This window comes from Propioniciclava soli (assembly GCF_038502305.1).
Lineage (GTDB): Bacteria > Actinomycetota > Actinomycetes > Propionibacteriales > Propionibacteriaceae > Propioniciclava > Propioniciclava soli.
In genome coordinates this window covers 704,138-722,932 of record NZ_CP115965.1, presented here as the reverse complement: position 1 = coordinate 722,932, position 18,795 = coordinate 704,138, and the positions used below count along the sequence as shown (strand labels likewise).

Genomic DNA, 18,795 nt, shown 5'->3' with positions numbered 1-18,795 from the left:
TGGCTTGCCTCGACGCGAGAGAATGGGGGGGTGACGAACGCTCCCCACCCCGGCAGGACGCGACGCGGCCGCGTCCGCATGACGCGGGCCGAGCGGCGTGAGCAGTTGGTGGAGGTGGCGCGCGGGCTGTTCGCGGAGAAGGGGCTCGAAGGCACCAGCGTGGAGGAGATCGCGGCGCACGCCGGGGTCAGCAAGCCGGTCGTCTACGAGCACTTCGGCGGCAAGGAAGGGTTGTACGCCGTGGTCGTCGACCGCGAGGTTCGGACGCTGCACGACTCGATCCATGACGCCATTTCACGACCGGATGTGAGCCCGCGGGGGCTGATCGAGCTGGGCACGCTCGCGTTGCTCGACTATCTGGAGGAGAACCCGGACGGGTTCCGCATCATCAGCCGCGACTCTTCGCCCTACTCGGCGGGGGGCACGTTCACGACGATCCTGTCGGGCATCGCGAGCCGGGTGGAGGGGCTGCTGGCGGCGCAGTTCGCCCGCCGCGGGTTCGACCCGAACACGGCGCCCCTGTACAGCCAGATGCTGGTGGGTCTGGTGGCGTTGGCCGGCCAGTGGTGGGTGGACGCCCGCGAGACGACGTCGCTGACGAAGCCGGAGGTCGCCGCGCACCTGGTGAACCTCACCTGGAACGGCCTGCGGGGCCTCGACTCCCGTCCGTCCCTCAAGCTCCCCGCGGACGCGTCCGAGGCCGATGTGGACGACGCGCCGCTCAGCTCAACCGCGTGACGGTGACCTCGACGGAGAGCTCGCCCTCCTCGTCGCCGAGGTAGACCCCGGTGAACGGTGCGACGTCGTCGTAGTCGCGGCCGCGCGCCACGACGATGTGGTCGACGCCGACGGCGCGCAGGTTGGTGGGGTCGATCCCGAGCCAAGCCCCGCCGAACCACTCGACCCACGCGTGGCTCTCCCCCACGATCGCCTCGCCGACGGGGGCGTCCGAGTCGGGCGTGAGGTACCCCGAGACGTAACGGGCCGGGACGCCGAGGTGGCGCAACACGCCGAGCGTGATGTGGACGAAGTCCTGGCAGACGCCCTTGTGCGCCTCCCACGCCTCGGCGGCGTTCGTGGTGGCGACGGTGACGCCGGCCTCGTAGGCGAGATGCTCGTGGATCAGGTCGACCGCGCGGGCGACGGCCGCGACGGGGTCGAGGCCCTCCACCTGCTCGGAGAACCAGGCGAGCAGGTCGTCCGGAAGCGCCGTGCGGGCGCGGAAGGAGAGCCACTCCCAGCAGCGGTCGCGCGTCTCCTCGGAGCGCAGCTCCTCCCACGACGTGTCGGGCTGCGGCCGGTCGGCGTCCGAGCACTCCACGGTCGAGATGGCCTCGAGCTCGAGCGACTCGTGCAGCCCGGCCGTCTCGAGGGCCGTGACGCTGGTGCCCCAGTAGTCCTTGTAGGTATGACTCCAGGTCAGGGGCCGGATGCGCAACCGGCTCTCGAGGGTCACCTGGTGTTCCTCGGTCAGCGGCGTCATGCGAATCTCGTTGTGCGAGGCGCTGATCGGGCCGGTGTAGGCGTACGTCGAGGTGTGGACGACGCGGTAGCGCCGGGTGCTCATCGGATCTCCTCCATCCACGTCTGCTCGGCCTCGCTCGGGAAGTAGCGGTGGGCGACGGAGTCCGCGACGGCGGAGACCATCTGCTGGACGCGCACCATCTGCTGGGGCAGCTCGTTGATGACGTTCTCGGGCAGGCGGTACTCCAGCGAGGTGCGGATCCGGCCGAGCAGCCGCCGGGCATCGTTGCCGAAGCCCACGTTCAGGTGCTCGGGTTCCAGGCGGGTGAGGGCGTCCTCGGCCTGCACGAGCGCGTGGAGGACGGAGCGCGGGAACTCGCGGTTGAGGACGAGGAACGTCGCCACGGCACGGTCGGTGAACAGCCCGGACGCGCTGCGCATGAAGGCCTGGTTGCCGCCGCAGGAGCTGAGCACCGACTGCCACGACAGCGCGCCGGTCGGCAACGTTCCGGTGCTGATGATGCGCGCGGTCATGTCGGCGCGTTCGAGGTAGCGGCCCAGCACCAGGAAGTCCCAGGCGTCGTCGTGGCTCATCGTGGAGTCGGCGATGCCGGCGACCAGGATGGCACGCTCGCGCGCCCACGCGAGGTGACGGGCGGTGCCGTCGGGCGGGCCCAACCTCCCCCACCGCAGCCAGGCGGTGTTGATGGCCTCCCACAGGTCGGTCGAGACGGTCTCGCGGGCGCGGCGGGCGTTGTCGCGCGCGGCGTTCCACGAGCCGGTGATCGAGCTGAGGTTGGCGGCGTCGAACACGAGGTTCTCACGCAGGGCGTCGTAGCTGACGAAGTCGTCGCCCACCTCGCCGCCGAGCACGCCGAGGACGCTGCCGACCGACTGGCCGTGGGCACCGTAGCCGCCCTCCAGCTGGTCGAGCCGGACGACGTCGACGAGGCGGGCCGTGCCGTCGACGCGCTCGACGTAGCGGCCGATCCAGAACAGGGATTCGGCGATCCGGCTCAGCACGGCGCCACCCCCGCCGCTGCGGCCCCGCTCCGCGGGTACTGCTCGGCCTGCTGTTGCTGCTTCGTCTGTTCCTTCACCGACCGGACGGGGCCCTCGGTGTAGACGGCGGGCGGCGTCATCACGATGACCTCCTTGGTCTCGAGGGAGTCCTCCTCCACCGGCTCGGCGGCGGACGCGTCCGGCTCGAGCACCCAGGTGTCCTTCGACCCGCCGCCCTGGGAGCTGTTCACGACGAGCTGGCCCTCGGGCAGCGCCACGCGGGTGAGGCCGCCGGGCAGCACAGTGATGGTCTCGCCGTCGTTGACGGCGAACGGGCGCAGATCGACGTGGCGGGGGCGCAGGTCGCCGTCGATGAGGGTCGGCACGGTCGAGAGCTGCACGATGGGCTGGGCGATCCAGCCCCGCGGATCGTGCCGCAGCCGGTCACAGAGGGCGTCCAGGGTGGCTCGGTCGGCCGTCTCGCCGATCACCAGCCCCTTGCCACCGGAGCCGTCCACGGGTTTCACCACCATCTTGTCCACGTTCGCAAGGACGTGGCTCAGCGCGGCGGGCTCGTTGCACCGGAACGTGTCGACGTTGGGGAGGATCGGATCCTCATCCAGGTAGTAGGAGATGAAATCGGGCACGTAGCTGTAGACGAGCTTGTCGTCGGCCACGCCGTTGCCGACCGCGTTGGCGATCGTGACGCGTCCGGCACGGACGGCGTTGAGCAGGCCCGGGCAGCCGAGGAGCGAGTCGGAGCGGAAGTGCACCGGGTCGAGGAAGTCGTCGTCGACGCGGCGGTAGATGACGTCGACCTGCTGGTCGCCCCGGGTCGTCCGCATGCGGACGGTGCCACCGGTGCAGATGAGGTCGCGCCCCTCGACGAGTTCGACGCCCATCATGCGGGCCAGCAGGGAGTGCTCGAAGTAGGCCGAGTTGTAGACGCCCGGGGTCATCACGACCACGGTGGGGTTGGGGTTGCCGTCGGGCGCCGCGGCGCGCAGGGCGCGCAGCAGCGTCCGCGGGTAGTCGTGCACCTGGCGGATCCGCAGGGTGCTGAACGCCTCGGGGAACGTGTTGGTCAGGGCGCGGCGGTTGCTGATGACGTAGCTGACGCCGGAGGGCACACGCACGTTGTCCTCCAACACGCGGAACGTGCCCTGCTCGTCGCGGATGAGATCGATGCCCGACACGTGGACCCGAACCCCGTTGTGGGGGCGGATGCCGGCGACCGCGCGGTGGAAGTGGTGGGAGGACACGATGATCTCGTGGGGCAGGATGCCGTCGCTGACCACACGCGGCAGGCCGCCCTCGCGGAGGTACACATCGTCGAGGAAGGACTCCAGGGCCCGGACGCGCTGCTGCACGCCGCGGTCGATGACGTCCCAGTCCTCGGCCGGGATGATCCGGGGGACGAGATCCAGCGGGAACGCCCGCTCCTCGCCCGCGTAGTCGAAGGTCACACCCTGGTCGACATAGCTGCGCGCGAGCTGGTCGGCGCGGGACGCCAGGTGCTCGGGGCCGAGCCTGCTGAGCGTGTCGAACATGACCTCGTACTGCGGGCGCGGGCCGCCTTCGCGGTCGATCATCTCGTCCCAGGCCCGCCCCTGCGGGTAGGTGTCGAACAGCGCCATGGGATCACAATAGGGATCGGCGGGTTACAAGGGCGTTACTTCCACCCGGATCGTGCCGCGGCTCGGCTCAGCCGGCCTGCAATCGGGCACCCGGAGCGGGGCCGGACGCCCGCCGCACCTCGCGGCACAGCCCCAGCCCGCCGAGGGCGACCGACAACCGAACCGCGGCGTCCTCGTGCGGGGCGAGGAAGGCGCACGTCGGCCCCGAACCGGAGACGATGCCGGCGAGGGCGCCCCGCTCCAGCCCGGCGTCCAGCAGATCCCCCAGGGCCGGCTGCAGGTCGAGCGCCGCGGGCTGCAGGTCGTTGACGAGATGCTCGGCCACGCGGGCCGGGTCACCACAGGCCAACCCCTCGAGCAACGCCTCCGGCACCGGGGGCGGGGCCGCGGGCGCGCCGGGGAAGAGGGCGTCGAAGCGGCGAAACACCGCGGGCGTCGAGAGCTCGAACTCGGGCAGGGCGAGCACCCAGTGGTAGCTGCCGCGGCTGAGGACGGGGACGAGCTCGTCGCCGCGTCCGGTGCCCAGGGCGGTGGAGCCGCGCAGGGAGAACGGCACGTCCGCCCCGAGCTGGGCGCCCAGGCCGGCCAACTCGTCGGGCGAGACGTCGATGCCCCAGAGCTCGGCGCACGCGACGAGCGCCGCCGCGGCGTTCGCGGACCCACCCGCCATGCCCCCGGTGACCGGGATGGTCTTGCGGATCACGATCTCGACGCCGCGCTCCTGCGCCCCGCCGTGGTGCTCGGCCAGCAGGCGGGCGGCGCGCACGGCGAGGTTGCTGGCGTCCGTCGGCACCCGATCGGCCTGCGCGCCCGCGACGCGCACCGAGTAGTGACCGGGTGCCGCGGCCCGGACGCCCAGGTCGTCGAACAGGCTCAGCGCCTGGAAGACCGTGGCGAGCGGGTGGTAGCCGTCCTCCCGGGGAGCCCCGACGCGCAGGGCCAGGTTCACCTTGCCCGAGGCGCGCACCTTCACCCAGCCACTGCCCGGGGCGAGGGTGCTCAGCGGAGTCATGGGCCTTTCCTACCAGTCGCGCACCCCGGGTGGGAACAGGGGGGCCGAATCGGGGCCCCGTCAGCGGCTGGGGGGCAGCTGTTCGGCGATGCGGGCGAAGTCGGCGACGCCCAGCACCTCGCCGCGGGCCTGGGGGTCGACGCCGGCCCGCTCCAGCGCGGCGGCGGCGTCCGCCGACGAACCGAACAGCCCGGCCAGGGCGCCGCGCAGCATCTTGCGCCGCTGGGCGAAGGCCGCGTCGATCACGGTGAACACGTCCCGGCGCGCGGCCGTGGTGTCCGGCGGCTCGCGGCGGGTCAGCGCGACGAGACCGGAGTCGACGTTCGGCACCGGCCAGAACACGGTGGGCGGCACGGTGCCGACGCGGCGGGCCTCGGCATACCAGGCGAGCTTGGCGCTGGGGACGCCGTAGGTGCGGCTGCCCGGCGGGGCGGCCAGGCGGTCGGCGACCTCGAGCTGCACCATCACCAGGCCCCGGGTCACGGAGTCGAACCGCTCCATCACGTGCAGGATGACCGGCACGCTGACGTTGTAGGGCAGGTTGGCCACCACCGCGGTGGGCTGCGGATCGGGCAGGGTGTCGACGCGCAGCGCGTCCGCCGCGACGACGGTGAGCCGCTCGGCCGCCTCGGGCATCCGCTCCGCGACCGTGCGGGGCAGGCGTTGGGCGAGGGCGTCCTCGATCTCGACGACGCTCACGTGGCGGGCCACCTCGAGCAGCCCGAGCGTGAGCGAGCCCAGGCCGGGGCCGATCTCGAGCACGACGTCGTCGGCGCCGATGCCCGAGGCGGCGACGATGCGGCGCACGGTGTTGGGGTCGTGGACGAAGTTCTGGCCACGCTGCTTGGTGGGCCGCAGGTCGAGCGAGGCAGCGAGCTCGCGGATGGTGCGCGGATCCAACAGCATCAGCCCCGCCCTCCCCCGGTTGCGCCGTCAGCAGTGCGCCCGACAGCAGTGTTCTCGACAGCAGTGTTCTCGACAGCAGTGTTCTCGGCAGCAGTGCCCCAGTCCCCGAACAGGGCGGTGGCGTTGGCGTCCAGCTGGGCGCAGAGCTCGGCGAGGTCGACGCCGCGCACATCCGCGATGAACCGCACGGTGTGCGGAAGCAGGTAGCTGGCGTTGGGACGCCCGCGCAGCGGCGCGGGCGTGAGGTAGGGGGCGTCGGTCTCGACGAGGAGGCGGTCGAGCGGGGTGAGGCGCAGCGCCTCGCGGAGGTGTTCGTTGGCCTTGAAGGTCACGGTGCCGGGGAAGGAGAGGTGGGCGCCGCCGTCCAGGCAGCGGCGGGCGAAGGCGGCGTCGCCGGAGAAGCAGTGCATCTGGACGCGGGCGGGCCAGCCCTGGGCGTCCAGCACGTCGACGAGGTCGGCATGGGCGTCGCGGTCGTGGATGACGAGCGCCAGGTCGTGGGCGTGCGCCCAACCGATCTGGGTGGCGAAGGCGTCGCGCTGGCGCGCCCGCTCGGCGGGGTCCTTCACCCAGTAATGGTCGAGGCCGGTCTCCCCCACGCCACGGATCCGGCCGCGGGCCCCGGTGGCGGTGGCATCCACGGCACCGGGGGCGCCCAGCAGCGCTTCGACCTCCCGCAGCGCCTCATCGAGCCCCTCCCCCAGCTCGACGGCGTCGTGGGGGTGGATCGCGACGGTCGCCACCACCTCGGGGTGCTCGGTGGCCAGCGCCAGGGCCGCGGCGGATGACGCCGGGTCGTACCCCACGTCGACGACCCGGTGGACGCCGACGGCCCGGGCGTGCGCCAACGCGTCGGCAGGGGCCAGGCCGGTCGCCCGCGCGGTGGTGGTGAGGTGGGTGTGCGCATCGGTGGTGGGCACCGGGAGCGCCTCGGGGGCCTGGGGAAGCGGCTTGTCGGTCACGCGTTCTCCTTCCGGGCGGCGACGGCGGCCGCGTAGAGATCGCCCTTGGCCAGGCCGGCGGCCCCCGCGACGTGGGCCACCGCGTCCTTAATCCGCTCGCCGTCGCGGACGCGGGCGAGGACGGCCTCGACGGCGTCCGCCTCGGTCATCGCGGGGCCGGACGCCCCGGCGACGACCACGGTGACCTCGCCGCGCACCGTGCCGGTGGCCCAGGCGGCCAGCTCGCCCAGCGGCAGGCGAACGACCTCCTCGTAGGTCTTGGTGAGCTCGCGGCACACGGCGGCGGGGCGTTCGTCACCGAAGGCGTCGCGGGCGGCGGCGAGGAAGTCGGCCAGCCGGTGCGGGGCCTCGAAGAACACCATCGTCCGCTCCTCGGACGCCAACCCCGCCAGCCGGCGCGCCCGCTCCCCCGCCTTGCGCGGGGCGAAGCCCTCGAAACAGAAGCGATCGGTGGGCAACCCCGACAGGGCGAGCGCGGTCAGCACGGCCGAGGGGCCAGGAACGGCCGTGACGCGCACCCCGGCTTCGATGGCGGCGGCCGTGATGCGGAACCCGGGGTCGGACACGCTGGGCATGCCGGCGTCGGTGGCCACCACCACCGTGGCACCGTCGGACAACGCGTCCAGCAGCCCACCGACGCGGGAGGCCTCGTTGCCGTCGAAGTAGGACACGACGCGGGCCGAGAACTCGACCCCCAGCCGGCGGCACAGGTCCCGGAGCCGTCGGGTGTCCTCCGCCGCGATGACATCGGCCCCGGTGAGCGCGCGCACCAGCGCCGGGCTGGCGTCCGCGGCGTCCCCGATGGGGGTGGCTGCCAGCACGAGCAGCCCGTCGGGGGTCTGGGAGGAGGTCACCGGCCCAGTATGGCCCACCCCACCGACAGCGCCCGGGCCGCGGGCGTCCGCCACCCGCGGCTGGTGCCCCGTGGTTAGCATGGCCCGGTGAGCAGCACCTCGGCACCGGTCGTCCCACCGGCCGACGCACTGGCCGGCGCGACCCTGCCGGAGCGTCGGCGTCCGGCCGCGATCGAGCGACTGCGCGCCTGGCAGCCCACCGACGAGCTCGCGTCCTGGGGGGTGACGATCGGCATCGCGGCGCTGGCGTTCTTCCTCCGGCTGGTCAACGTGGCGCGGCCGGAGAACAAGCTGGTGTTCGACGAGAGCTACTACGCCAAGGAGGCGTGGTCGCTGCTGCAGTACGGGTATGAGGGCACGTGGGCGGAGGGCGCCAACGCCCAGATCCTCACCGGCGACCTCTCCGGGCTGAGCGATCGGGCCTCCTTCGTCGTCCACCCACCACTCGGCAAGTGGTTGATCGCGTTCGGTGAGTACCTGTTCGGCATGAACAGCTTCGGCTGGCGCATCGTGGCGGTGGTGTTCGGTGCCCTGCTGGTCGCCGCGACCATCCGGCTGGCGCGCCGCGTCTCCCGCTCGACGCTGGTGGGCGCGACCGCGGGCATTCTGCTCACCTTCGACGGCCTGGCGTTCACCATGAGCCGCATCGCGCTGCTCGACATCTTCCAGGCCACGTTCCTCGTCATGGCGGTGGCCGCGGTGGTGGCGGACCGGGACCACGCCCGCCACCGCCTCGCCGACGCGATGGAGCGCCGGGGGCTCACGTCGCTCGCCGGCACGTTCGGCCCGATGGTGTGGTGGCGGCCGTGGCGGTGGACGGCCGGCGTCCTGTTCGGCTGCGCCGCGGCGTGCAAGTGGAACTCGATCTTCGTGCTGGCGGTGTTCGGGATCGTGTCGGTGCTGTGGGACGTCGGGGCCCGGCGGCTCGCGGGCGCGGGGTTCCGGTCGTGGCTGGCGCTGGTGCTCGACGGCCTGCCCGCCTTCGTCGCGATGGTGGTCACGGCCGCCCTCACCTACCTGGCCACCTGGACGCGCTGGCTGCAGACCACCGGCGGCTGGGGCCGCGGCTGGGGAGCCGACCACCCCGACGACCCGTGGGTCTCGGCGTTCGGCCAGGGGCTGGCGTCCCTGCTGAACTACCACCGCGACATCTTCAACTTCCACACCGGCTCCTACATCCGCGAACAGACGCACCCCTACGACGCCCACCCCGCGGGCTGGCTGCTCATGCTGCGCCCGACGGGGATCGACGCGGTGAACGACATCGCGCCCGGCACGGACGGGTGCCTGGGCCCGGACAACTGCCTGCGCGTCATCAGCGGCATGGGCACCCCAGTGCTGTGGTGGATGGCGGCGATCGCCCTCGTCGTGGCGATCGTCTGGTGGGTCGCCGGGCGTGACTGGCGCTTCGGCGTCCCCGTGCTGGGCGCCCTGGCCACCTATCTGCCGTGGTTCGCCTCCACCGACCGGCCGACGTTCTTCTTCTACGCGATCACCATCATTCCGTTCACCTGCATCGCCCTGGCGATGGTGCTGGGGCTGGTCGTCGGCCCGGTCGACGGGCCCGGACGCCGGCGCGGTGGCATCATCGCCGGGGTCGCCGTCGGGCTGGTGGTGGCCAACTTCGCCTACCTCTACCCCGTCCTGACCGACCAGCTGCTGCCCCACCCCGACTGGTTGGCTCGGATGTGGCTGCGCAGCTGGATCTGAGCATGCGGGGGCGCCGAGCAGAGCGCGGGGGCGTCGTGCCCAAACCGCGATGAAACCGTGATCTGGCCGCGTCCGATGGCCGGGTCCCGGCCGGTAGCGTGGGGCGCCCACCCACCGTGTGATTGATCTGTTGGAGGTCCGGCCATGCCCCCGTGGCGCGTCGCAGTGGCCGGTGCCCTCCTGGCTGCCGTGTTCGCCGGCTGCTCCGGCGAGCCGGACGCCCCGCCCACCCCGGAGCCGACCGTCACCGCGGACGCGCCCGCCGACATCAACGCGACGGCACGCGAGACGCTGAGCGACGGCGGCACCCTGCGGCTGCGGCTGCGGGACATCCCGGCCCAGTGGAACCCCGACCACCCGGACGGCGCCACCGCCGATCTGCGCGCCCTCACCGGGCCGCTCACCAGCCCCACGTTCGTGCTCGACGCGGCGGGCCGGGCGACCCCCAACCCCGACGTGCTCGCGTCGGCCGAGGTGAGCCACGCGGGTCACACGCGCGTGACGCTGCACCTCAACCCGGCCGCCCGCTGGGGTGACGGCGCCCCGGTGACCGCCGAGGACTGGATCGCGACGTGGCACGCCCTGTCCGGGCGGACGCCGGGCGTCACCCCGTCCGCCACCCGACGCTGGGCGGACGTCACCGCGGTGGCCGAGGGCGGCGACTCCCACACCGTCGTCGTGGATTTCGACGGCCACGTGCCCGACTGGGCCGAGCCGCTGGCCCCGGGGGTGCTGCGGGCAGCCACGGTGACGGACGCCGAGGCGTTCGCCTGGTCATCGTTCGACCCGGCGCGCCACGCCGGGCCGTTCACGATCACCCACGTGGACGCACACCAGGGGGTCGTGACCCTGGAGCGCAACCCGCAGTGGTGGGGTGATGCGCCGCGGCTGACGCGCATCGTCTTCCGCACCCTCGGCGATGCGGTCGCCCCCGCCGCGTTCCGCAACAACGAGCTCGACCTGCTGGACGTGGGCGCCGACGAGGCGGTCGGTGAGAAGGTGCGGGGGGCGACCGATGCCACCGTGCGCCAGGCACCCGCCCCGACCGGCCGCCTGTTGCGTCTCGACCGCGACGGGCCGCTCGGGGAGGCGGCGGTGCGGCGGGCGCTGCTGCTGGGCACGGACCGTGACGCTCTGGCCCGCACCGAGGTGTCGGGGCTGGCCGCACCCGTGCGGGTGTGGTCCGACCCGCTGTTGCTGCCCAACCAGCCCGGTTACGCCGACCAGGCCCTGGCGACGGGGCTCGGGTGGGACGCCGAACGCGCCCGCGCCGAACTGGCCGCGGCGGGCTGGACGCTGACCGGTGCGGGCGGGCTGGCGAGGGACGGTGACGTGCTGGCGCTGACGATGGCCGTGCCGGCCGACGATCCGGGGGCGGCGACGGAATTCGAGCTGCTGGCCGAGCAGTGGGGCGCGTTGGGCGTCCGGCTGGAGGCCGTCGAGACCGCGGACGCGGCGGCGGCCGCCGCTGCCGACGTCGACATCGTGCCGGTGGAGCACACGGTGGGTGCGTTCCCGCTGGCCCACCTCCCCGCCGCGGCCGATCCGGCGCTGGCCGAGCACGTGGTGAAGGTGGCGTCCGAGACCGACGTGGTGCGTCGCGTCGACCAGGCGAACCAGCTCTCGCGGCTGCTGTGGGAGGACGTCGCGACGATCCCGCTGTACCAGGAACCCCAGGTCGTGGCGGTGCGGAACCGGCTGGCCAACGTCGGCGCCGGCGGGTTCGCCACGACCGCGTGGGAGGACGTCGGCTGGCAGTCCTGAGCGGGTCGCCGTGGACAGGGTGAACCACCCCCACCCGGGGACCACTAGATTGCGGTCGGCTCCTGGTGGGCCGGCTCAGACGGGGTACGAAGGCGGAGGCGGGCGCGATGGCGTTGTGGAAGCTGCACGGTGACGGAAACCTCCGGCCGGGGGCGGTGGTGGCGCCGGACGAACGACTGAGCTGGGGCCGGACGATCGGGTTAGGTGCGCAGCACGTGGTGGCCATGTTCGGCGCCACGTTCGTCTTCCCGCTGCTCATGGGCCTCAACCCCCAGCTCGCGGTGATGATGTCGGGGGTGGCGACCCTGCTGTTCCTCACCCTGGTCCGCGGCCGCGTGCCGAGCTATCTCGGCAGTTCGGCGTCCTTCGTGGGCGTCGCGACGGCGATCTACGCGGCCGGCGGCAACCCCAGCCACGTGACGGGCGCGATGCTCTGGGTGGGCGTGACGCTGGCCGTCGTCGGCGTCGTGATCCACGTCGCCGGTTCCGGGGTCATCCACCGCTGGCTGCCGCCGGTGGTCACCGGAGCGGTCGTGATGCTGATCGGATTCAACCTCGCGCCGGTCGTGGCCAGCGCCTACTGGCCGCGCGACCAGTGGGTCGCGTTGATCACGATGCTCGTCGTGGTGGTGCTGAGCGTGGGGCTGCGCGGGTTCGCGGGCCGCATCGCGATCTTCCTGGCACTCATCACCGGCTACGTGCTGAGCTGGCTGTTCGATCTCATGTTCGGGCCGGTGACCGCCCCCAACGACGCCGGTGAGCTCGTGACGCAGCCGCGGGTCGACTGGTCGGGCGTCGCGGCGGCCGACTGGTTCGGGCTGCCGCCGGTCACCGACCTGGCCACGTGGCAGCTGGGGGCGACCACGAACGTGGTGGGCTTCCACCTGCCCACGTTCGACCTGGCGTTCGCGCTGATCGCGTTGCCCGTGACGATCGCGCTCATCGCGGAGAACACCGGCCACGTGAAGGCGGTGGCCGAGATGACGGGTGCGGATCTCGACCCGGTCATGGGCCGGGCCATCGGGGCCGACGGCGCCGCGTCCGTGCTCGCGACGGCCGTGGGCGCGGGCCCGACGACGACCTACGCCGAGAACATCGGCGTCATGGCGGCCACCCGGGTGTACTCCTCGGCGGCCTACGTCGTGGCGGCCCTGGTGGCCATCGGCTTCGGGTTCAGCCCCAAGTTCGGGGCGATCGTGTCGGCGACGCCGCCCGGGGTGCTCGGCGGCATCACCGTGGTGCTCTACGGCATGATCGGCCTGCTCGGCGCCAAGATCTGGAAGGAGAACGGCGTCGACTTCGGCAACCCGCTCAACCTGGTGCCCGTCAGTGCCGGCATCATCATCGGTGTGGGCAACGTCTCCCTCGATCTCGGCGGCGGCTTCACCCTCGGCGGCATCGCGCTGGGCACGATCGTGACCGTCGCCGTCTACCACCTGGCGCGCGCGCTGGCGCCCGCGGAGCTGAAGAACCGCCACGAGGGCGCGGTGCTCATCGTCGACCGACCCGGGGCCTACGCCGAGGACGCCGGCCCCGATTCCCCGTCACCCGGCGCTGACCAGGGGTGACAGGCGCGGCCTAATGTCTGGGCATGAAGCGACCTGCGTGGGCCGAGGCCACTGACCTCCTGCGCCACTACTACGACACCGAGTGGGGTCTCCCCGTCACCGACGCGGCGGGCGTCTACGAGCGCATCGTGCTGGAGGGGTTCCAGTCCGGCCTGAGCTGGGCGACGATCCTGCGCAAGCGGCCCGCGTTCCGGGATGCGTTCGCCGGGTTCGATCCCGACGTCGTCGCCCGGTTCGACGAGACCGACGTCGCACGGCTCCTGGGCGACGCGGGCATCGTCCGCAACCGCCGCAAGATCGAGGCGGCGATCACGAACGCCCGCGCCGCGGTGGCGCTCCGAGAGACCGGGGTCGACCTCGCCGAGCTCGTCTGGTCGTTCCGGCCCGACGACCCGACGGAGGAGTCCGACGCGGGCCCGGACCGCCCCAGCCAGTCAGCGGCGTCCCGGGCGCTGGCGTCCGCGTTGAAGAAGGCCGGCTTCGTGTTCGTGGGCCCCGTCACGGCCTACGCGCTCATGGAGGCCATCGGCATCCTCGAGCACCGGGCGTGAGCTCAGTTCGGGTTGGCGACCTCCGCCGTCGTGGCGGCGCCGGCGTCCTGCGGGGAGGCGTCGCCCACGGGCACGCTGACGTCGCTCGGCTCCTCGGCCCGGACGGCGTGGCCGCCGAACTGGTTGCGCATGGCCGCCACCATCTTCATGGTGGGGCTGTCCTCCTGCTGGCTGACGAAGCGCGCGAAGAGCGCCGCGGAGATGGTGGGCACCGGGACGCCGAGGTCGACGGCGGCGTTGACGGTCCACCGGCCCTCGCCGGAATCCGCGGCGTAGCCCTCGATGGCGGCCAGGTGCGGGTCGGCGTCCATGGCGCGCACCATGAGATCGAGCAACCACGAGCGGATGACGGTTCCCTCGCGCCAGCTCTCGAACACCTCGGGCACGTGGGTGACGATGCCGGCCTTCTCGAGCAGCTCCCAGCCCTCGGCGTAGGCCTGCATGAGGCCGTACTCGATGCCGTTGTGCACCATCTTGGCGAAGTGGCCGGCGCCAGCGTCGCCCGCGTGGACGAAGCCGAAGTCGCCCTCGGGCTTGAGCGCCTCGAAGATCGGCATGACCGTCTCGACGGCCTCCTCGGGGCCACCGCACATCAGGGCGTAGCCGTTCTCGAGGCCCCACACGCCGCCGGAGACGCCGCAATCGATGAAGTGGATGCCCTTGCTGCCCAGGTGCTCGGCGTGGCGGGCGTCGTCGGTGTAGGGGCTGTTGCCACCGTCGATGACGATGTCGCCCTCGCCGAGGTGGGTGGCGAGCTCCTCGAGCACCTTGTCGGTGATCTTCCCCGCCGGCACCATCACCCACACGACGCGGGGGCTGTCGGTGAGCTGGGCCACCATGTCGGCCTGGTCGGTGGCGTCGGAGATCTCCTGATTGGTGTCGAACCCGACGACGGTGTGGCCCGCCCGGCGGAGACGCTCCCGCATGTTGCCGCCCATCTTGCCCAACCCAATGAGTCCCAGTTGCACGATGCCCTCCTCGCTTGGTGGCCGCGGCCGCGGCGCGAACCCAGCCTAGCGACGCCGGGTGCCCGGGCGGGAGTAGACTCGGGGCTCCCCCGCCCGCGTCCGAACCCGACCGAGGAGTCGCAGGTGCCCCACACCGCAGCGCATCCCAGCCGCCGCACCCCCGCGCTGCCGAGCCCGGCGATGCTGGGCAGCGTCGCCGGTGCCGCCGTGGTGGCCTACGTCTTCGTGTGGTGGCTGGGCCTGGTGCTGGGCGACCGGCCGCCGTTGCCGGCGCGCATCCAGGCCGACCACGTCACGGGCATGGCCTCGCTGCTCGCCGATCTCACCGGACGCCTCGCGGCGCTCGTGTCGCTGGGGTCGGTGCTGGCCCGGCTGGTCCACCGCCGCGACGAGCGCCTGGTGCGGGTGGCGGGCCGCGCCGCGCAGGTCTGGTTCGCCGCGGCGCTGCTCAACACGGTGACCAACCCCGCCTACGTCAACGGTGTGCCGATGGGGACGGTGCTCACGCCCGCCAGTTGGTGGACGTTCCTCGGCGCCACCCCCTCCGCCCTCGCGTGGCTCTCGAACGCGTTCGTGGCGCTGGGCATCGTGCTCGTCAGCTACACCCGGCGCGACACCGGTGCGCTCGCGCTCGGTTTCGCCGCCGGGGTGCTGTCCCAGCTGTTCGTGGCCGTCACCGGCAACGTGACGGTGGGGCTGAACCACGACTGGGCGACGGACGCCACGGTCGTGCTGACCCTGGCGTTCGTGCCGCTGGCCACCGGCGCCTTCGCCGCGCTGGTCGCCGGCACCCCGGAGGCAGTCGCCCGCCACCACCGGTCCGTGCCCGCCCTGGTGGCCCTGACCGGCGCCGGCCTGCTCGTCGTCGCGTGGCAGCAGCTGGCCGGGCAACGCCTCACCGACCATCTCTACGGGCTCGGCATCGGCGGCCTGTTCGTGGTGCTCGGCGCCCTGCTCGTGAGCTGGCTGGTGCGCCAGCTCACCGGCGAGCTGGACGCCACGCGTCCCGCCCGGGCCCTGTGGTCGGTGACGCGTGACGTGGTGCTGGTCGTGCTCGCGCTCGGTTTCGCCGCCGCGGAGAACCACATTCCGACCCCCCGGTTCCTGGAGCCGCAGAACATCCAGATCAACTACCTCGGCTACGAGGTGGCGGTGGCCCCCACCCTCGAACGTCTGCTGGGGCTGGGGCGTCCGAACCTCCTGTGGGTGGTGCTGGGGCTGGCGGCGGTGGGCTGGTACCTGTGGGGCATGCGCCGGGCCCGGCTGCGCGGCGTCCGCTGGCCCCTCGGACGCCTCGTGGCCTGGTGCGCGGCGTGGCTGTTGTTCGCCTATCTGGCGCTCAGCGGGCTGTGGGAGTACTCCACGGTCATGTACAGCTGGCACATGGTGGTGCACATGACCGTCAACATGCTCGTGCCGGTGCTCGCCGTGCTCGGGGCGCCGCTCAGCCTGGCGCACGCCGCCGCCGGGCCCGACCCGGCGCCGACGAGCCCCGGCGGTCTGCTGGTCGCGATCGAGCAGAACCGGGCCTGGCAGCTGGCCACCAGCCCGCCGGTTGCCTGGCTGGCGTACGTCGGCAGCCTGTTCCTGGTGTACTTCACACCGCTGTTCCCGTGGCTGATGCGCTACCACTGGGCCCACCAGCTGATGCTGCTGTTCTTCGCGACCACCGGCTATCTGTTCTTCAACCTGATCATCGGCCACGACAAGACGGCCTGGGAGGTCCCCCACCTCATCAAGCTGGCGCTCGTGATCTCGATCATGCCGTTCCACGCGATGTTCGCGGTCGGCATCCTCAGCTCCGGCGCCCTCATCGGCGCCGACTTCTACCAGACGCTGGCCATGCCCTGGCTGCCCGACCTGATGGCCGACCAGAGCACCGCCGGCCAGGCCACCTGGATCCTCGGCGAGGTGCCGCTGTTCATCGTGCTGGTGTCCTTGGCAGCGCAGTGGTTCCGCTCCGACACCGCGGACGCCGAGCGGATCGACACGGCGGCCGACGCGGGTGAGGACGACTCCTTCGACGCCTACAACGACATGCTGGCCGAACTGGCCCGTCGGGACGCCGGCGAGCGTCGCGCGGCCGCGCTGCGGCCCCCCGAGCGATGACCGGCACTCCCCCGGCCGCCCCCGCCTCCACGCACGCGGACCCGGCCGCCCCGGCCGCGCCGACGAGCGGCCTCGACCAACGCGTGGAGCTGGACGTGGCCGGCATGACGTGCGCGGCGTGTGCCGCCCGGATCGAGAAGAGGCTCGGCAAGATGCCGGGCGTGACCGCCACGGTCAACTACGCCACCGAACGCGCGGTCGTGCTGGGCCTGGCACCCGAGCGGGCCGCAGAGGCGGTCGCGGTCGTCGAGGCCGCCGGTTACGGCGCGAGCCCGGTGGGCGAGGGTGAGTCGACCGGTTACACCGACCGCGTCCGGCTGCTGCGCAACCGGCTCATCGTGGCCGCCTTCCTCACCGTCCCCCTGGGCGACGTGGCGATCGTGCTCGCGCTCGCCCCCCAGATGCGGTTCCCCGGGTGGGAGTGGGTGCTCCTGGTCGCGTCCCTGCCGGTCGTGTTCTGGTGCGCATGGCCGTTCCACAAGGCGGCCTGGCGCAACCTGCGCCACGGTGCGACGAGCATGGACACGCTGGTGTCGCTCGGGATCCTGGCCGCGTTCACCTGGTCGCTGGTGGCCGTGGTGACCGGCTCAGCGGACGCCTCGGGCTACTGGCTGGGCTACGGCATCGCCCCCGCCGGGGCGGACTCCCTGTACCTCGAGGTGGCGGCCGCGGTCACGACGTTCCTCCTGGGCGGCCGCTACATGGAGGCCCGTTCGAAACGCTCCGCGCGCAGCGTGCTCTCCGCGCTGGGGCGCCTGGCCCCGACCACGGTGCGCGTGGTGCGCGACGGTGTGGAGTCGGTGATCGGCATCGGCGAGCTGGTGGTGGGCGACCGGTTCGCGGTGCTGCCGGGCGAGCGGATCGCCACCGACGGCACGGTCGTGCTGGGTTCGAGCGCGCTGGACACCTCGATGATGACGGGCGAGCCCGTGCCCCGGGAGGTCACCGAGGGTGACGTCGTGCTGGGTGGCACCATCAACACCACCGGCGCGCTCATCGTGCGGGCCGACCGGGTGGGCGCGCACACCCAGCTCGCGCAGATGGCGGCGACGGCCGAGCAGGCCCAGGCGCGCAAGTCGCGCGTCCAGACGCACGTGGACCGGATCGTCGCGTGGTTCGTGCCCGCCGTGCTGGTGATCGCACTCGTGACGCTCGTCGCCTGGTTCGCGGTCGGTGGCGGGCCGCGCGCGGCGTTCAGCGCAGCGTTGAGCGTGCTCATCATCGCCTGCCCGTGCGCGTTGGGCCTGGCCACGCCGACGGCGCTCATGGCGGGCGTGGGGCGCGGCGGCCAGCTCGGCATCCTGATCAAGGGCCCCGACGCGCTCGAGGCGTCCGGGGTCATCGACACCGTGGTGCTCGACAAGACGGGCACGCTCACCTCCGGGGAGATGGGGGTGCGCGAGGTGGTTCCGGCCGCGGGGGGTGACGCCGCCGCCGTCCTGGCGGCCGCCGCGGCGGTGGAGGCCCGCTCCGAGCACCCGATCGCGCGCGCGATCGGCCGCCACGCCGAGCAGGTGGGGGTGGACGCGGCACCGGCCGACGGGGTGCGCGCAGTGCCAGGCCGGGGGGCGTCCGGCACGGTGGCCGGTCAGCGGGTGCTGGTGGGCAATGCCTCGCTGCTCGCCGAGCACGACGTCGCGGTTCCGGAGGCGGTGACCGCCGTGGTGGCCGCGGCCGAGGAGGAGGGGTGCACGCCGGTGTTGGTGGCCGTGGACGCGGTGGTGCTCGGCACCGTCGTGCTGACCGACCGGCTCCGGGAGTCCGCGGCCGAGGCCATCGCGCGGCTCAAGGCACTCGGCCTGCGCACCGTGCTGCTGACGGGCGACAACGCGTCCGCCGGGGAGGCAGTCGCCCACGCCGTCGGGGTCGATGAGGTCATCGCCGGCGTGCTCCCCACCGAGAAGACCGCCGTGATCGAACGGCTCCAGGCGGAGGGCCGCGTCGTCGCGATGGTCGGTGACGGCATCAACGACGCCGCGGCGCTGGCCTCGGCGAACCTGGGCCTGGCCGTCGTCTCGGGCACCGATGTGGCGATGAAGTCGGCCGACATCATCCTCGTCCGCCGCCACCTCGGCGTGATCGGGGACGCGATCGTGTTGGCCCGCCGCACGCTGCGCACCATCCGCGGCAATCTCGTCTGGGCGTTCGCCTACAACGTCGCGGCGATCCCGTTGGCCGCGCTCGGCCTGCTCAACCCCCTGATCGCCGGGTTCGCCATGAGCCTGTCGAGCGTGTTCGTGGTCTCCAACTCCACGCGCCTACGTCGCGCCGACCCCAGCCGCTGAACG

15 protein-coding genes are annotated in these 18,795 nt (G+C 72.8%); 7 read left to right on the top strand and 8 right to left on the bottom strand.

The genetic code is table 11. The annotated features are described in order from the left end of the window. The first annotated feature begins 78 nt into the window (after positions 1-78). Complete coding sequence (locus PCC79_RS03220; RefSeq protein ID WP_232549658.1) at positions 79-738, top strand: TetR/AcrR family transcriptional regulator; 660 nt, start codon at positions 79-81, stop codon at positions 736-738. Here PCC79_RS03220 and PCC79_RS03215 read toward each other — a convergent pair. The 7 genes from PCC79_RS03215 to rsmI all read right to left on the bottom strand — a co-directional run bounded on the left by PCC79_RS03215 (position 722) and on the right by rsmI (position 7,837). Next, the gene (locus PCC79_RS03215; RefSeq protein ID WP_342372985.1) at positions 722-1,567 is read right to left on the bottom strand and encodes a transglutaminase family protein; all 846 of its coding nucleotides are present in this window, start codon (positions 1,565-1,567) and stop codon (positions 722-724) included. The two genes, PCC79_RS03220 and PCC79_RS03215, sit on opposite strands and share 17 nt — an antisense overlap. Next, positions 1,564-2,487, bottom strand: a complete 924-nt coding sequence (locus PCC79_RS03210; RefSeq protein ID WP_232549582.1) for an alpha-E domain-containing protein — start codon at positions 2,485-2,487, stop codon at positions 1,564-1,566. The genes PCC79_RS03215 and PCC79_RS03210 overlap by 4 nt, the downstream gene beginning before the upstream one ends. Continuing rightward, positions 2,481-4,103 (bottom strand): circularly permuted type 2 ATP-grasp protein, encoded by a 1,623-nt coding sequence (locus PCC79_RS03205; protein ID WP_342372984.1) that lies wholly within the window; start codon positions 4,101-4,103, stop codon positions 2,481-2,483. The genes PCC79_RS03210 and PCC79_RS03205 overlap by 7 nt, the downstream gene beginning before the upstream one ends. A 67-nt stretch (positions 4,104-4,170) precedes the next feature. After that, on the bottom strand, positions 4,171-5,115 hold the full coding sequence (locus PCC79_RS03200) for a 4-(cytidine 5'-diphospho)-2-C-methyl-D-erythritol kinase (RefSeq protein ID WP_232549580.1): 945 nt from the start codon (positions 5,113-5,115) through the stop codon (positions 4,171-4,173). A gap of 60 nt (positions 5,116-5,175) precedes the next feature. Then, a complete protein-coding gene (rsmA, locus tag PCC79_RS03195; RefSeq protein ID WP_342372983.1) occupies positions 5,176-6,021 on the bottom strand; it encodes a 16S rRNA (adenine(1518)-N(6)/adenine(1519)-N(6))-dimethyltransferase RsmA in 846 nt (281 codons plus the stop codon). Further along, complete coding sequence (locus tag PCC79_RS03190; protein ID WP_232549578.1) at positions 6,021-6,983, bottom strand: TatD family hydrolase; 963 nt, start codon at positions 6,981-6,983, stop codon at positions 6,021-6,023. The genes rsmA and PCC79_RS03190 overlap by 1 nt, the downstream gene beginning before the upstream one ends. Continuing rightward, positions 6,980-7,837 carry a 16S rRNA (cytidine(1402)-2'-O)-methyltransferase gene (gene rsmI, locus PCC79_RS03185; protein ID WP_232549577.1) on the bottom strand — a complete coding sequence of 286 codons (858 nt, stop codon included), beginning with the start codon at positions 7,835-7,837 and terminating at the stop codon, positions 6,980-6,982. The genes PCC79_RS03190 and rsmI overlap by 4 nt, the downstream gene beginning before the upstream one ends. Positions 7,838-7,981: 144 nt before the next feature. Between rsmI and PCC79_RS03180 the strand changes: the two genes are divergently transcribed. The 4 genes from PCC79_RS03180 to PCC79_RS03165 all read left to right on the top strand — a co-directional run bounded on the left by PCC79_RS03180 (position 7,982) and on the right by PCC79_RS03165 (position 13,430). Then, complete coding sequence (locus PCC79_RS03180; RefSeq protein WP_342373586.1) at positions 7,982-9,547, top strand: dolichyl-phosphate-mannose--protein mannosyltransferase; 1,566 nt, start codon at positions 7,982-7,984, stop codon at positions 9,545-9,547. A 144-nt stretch (positions 9,548-9,691) separates the two neighbouring features. Further along, the gene (locus PCC79_RS03175; protein WP_342372982.1) at positions 9,692-11,311 is read left to right on the top strand and encodes an ABC transporter substrate-binding protein; all 1,620 of its coding nucleotides are present in this window, start codon (positions 9,692-9,694) and stop codon (positions 11,309-11,311) included. Positions 11,312-11,418: 107 nt separating this feature from the next. After that, positions 11,419-12,879: a uracil-xanthine permease family protein gene (locus PCC79_RS03170; RefSeq protein ID WP_342372981.1), complete on the top strand. Its 1,461-nt coding sequence runs from the start codon at positions 11,419-11,421 to the stop codon at positions 12,877-12,879. 23 nt (positions 12,880-12,902) lie between these two features. Next, a complete protein-coding gene (locus PCC79_RS03165) occupies positions 12,903-13,430 on the top strand; it encodes a DNA-3-methyladenine glycosylase I (RefSeq protein WP_232549574.1) in 528 nt (175 codons plus the stop codon). A gap of 2 nt (positions 13,431-13,432) precedes the next feature. On the opposite strand, the gene gnd is transcribed toward PCC79_RS03165, so the two are convergent. Continuing rightward, the gene (gene gnd / locus PCC79_RS03160; RefSeq protein ID WP_232549573.1) at positions 13,433-14,398 is read right to left on the bottom strand and encodes a phosphogluconate dehydrogenase (NAD(+)-dependent, decarboxylating); all 966 of its coding nucleotides are present in this window, start codon (positions 14,396-14,398) and stop codon (positions 13,433-13,435) included. A gap of 123 nt (positions 14,399-14,521) precedes the next feature. Here gnd and PCC79_RS03155 point away from each other — a divergent pair, with 123 nt between their 5' ends. Continuing rightward, positions 14,522-16,507: a cytochrome c oxidase assembly protein gene (locus PCC79_RS03155; RefSeq protein WP_342372980.1), complete on the top strand. Its 1,986-nt coding sequence runs from the start codon at positions 14,522-14,524 to the stop codon at positions 16,505-16,507. A gap of 104 nt (positions 16,508-16,611) precedes the next feature. Further along, a complete protein-coding gene (locus PCC79_RS03150) occupies positions 16,612-18,792 on the top strand; it encodes a heavy metal translocating P-type ATPase (RefSeq protein ID WP_425325661.1) in 2,181 nt (726 codons plus the stop codon). Positions 18,793-18,795 lie beyond the last annotated feature (3 nt).

Bases quoted from the DNA above. Each gene is read 5' to 3' on its own strand.
- PCC79_RS03170 (WP_342372981.1), top strand. From the start codon at position 11,419: ATGGCGTTGTGGAAGCTGCACGGTGACGGAAACCTCCGGCCGGGGGCG.
- PCC79_RS03150 (WP_425325661.1), top strand. From the start codon at position 16,612: ATGACGTGCGCGGCGTGTGCCGCCCGGATCGAGAAGAGGCTCGGCAAG.
- PCC79_RS03175 (WP_342372982.1), top strand. From the start codon at position 9,692: ATGCCCCCGTGGCGCGTCGCAGTGGCCGGTGCCCTCCTGGCTGCCGTG.
- PCC79_RS03205 (WP_342372984.1), bottom strand. From the start codon at position 4,103: ATGGCGCTGTTCGACACCTACCCGCAGGGGCGGGCCTGGGACGAGATG.
- PCC79_RS03165 (WP_232549574.1), top strand. From the start codon at position 12,903: ATGAAGCGACCTGCGTGGGCCGAGGCCACTGACCTCCTGCGCCACTAC.
- PCC79_RS03220 (WP_232549658.1), top strand. From the start codon at position 79: ATGACGCGGGCCGAGCGGCGTGAGCAGTTGGTGGAGGTGGCGCGCGGG.
- PCC79_RS03215 (WP_342372985.1), bottom strand. From the start codon at position 1,567: ATGAGCACCCGGCGCTACCGCGTCGTCCACACCTCGACGTACGCCTAC.
- rsmA (WP_342372983.1), bottom strand. From the start codon at position 6,021: ATGCTGTTGGATCCGCGCACCATCCGCGAGCTCGCTGCCTCGCTCGAC.
- PCC79_RS03200 (WP_232549580.1), bottom strand. From the start codon at position 5,115: ATGACTCCGCTGAGCACCCTCGCCCCGGGCAGTGGCTGGGTGAAGGTG.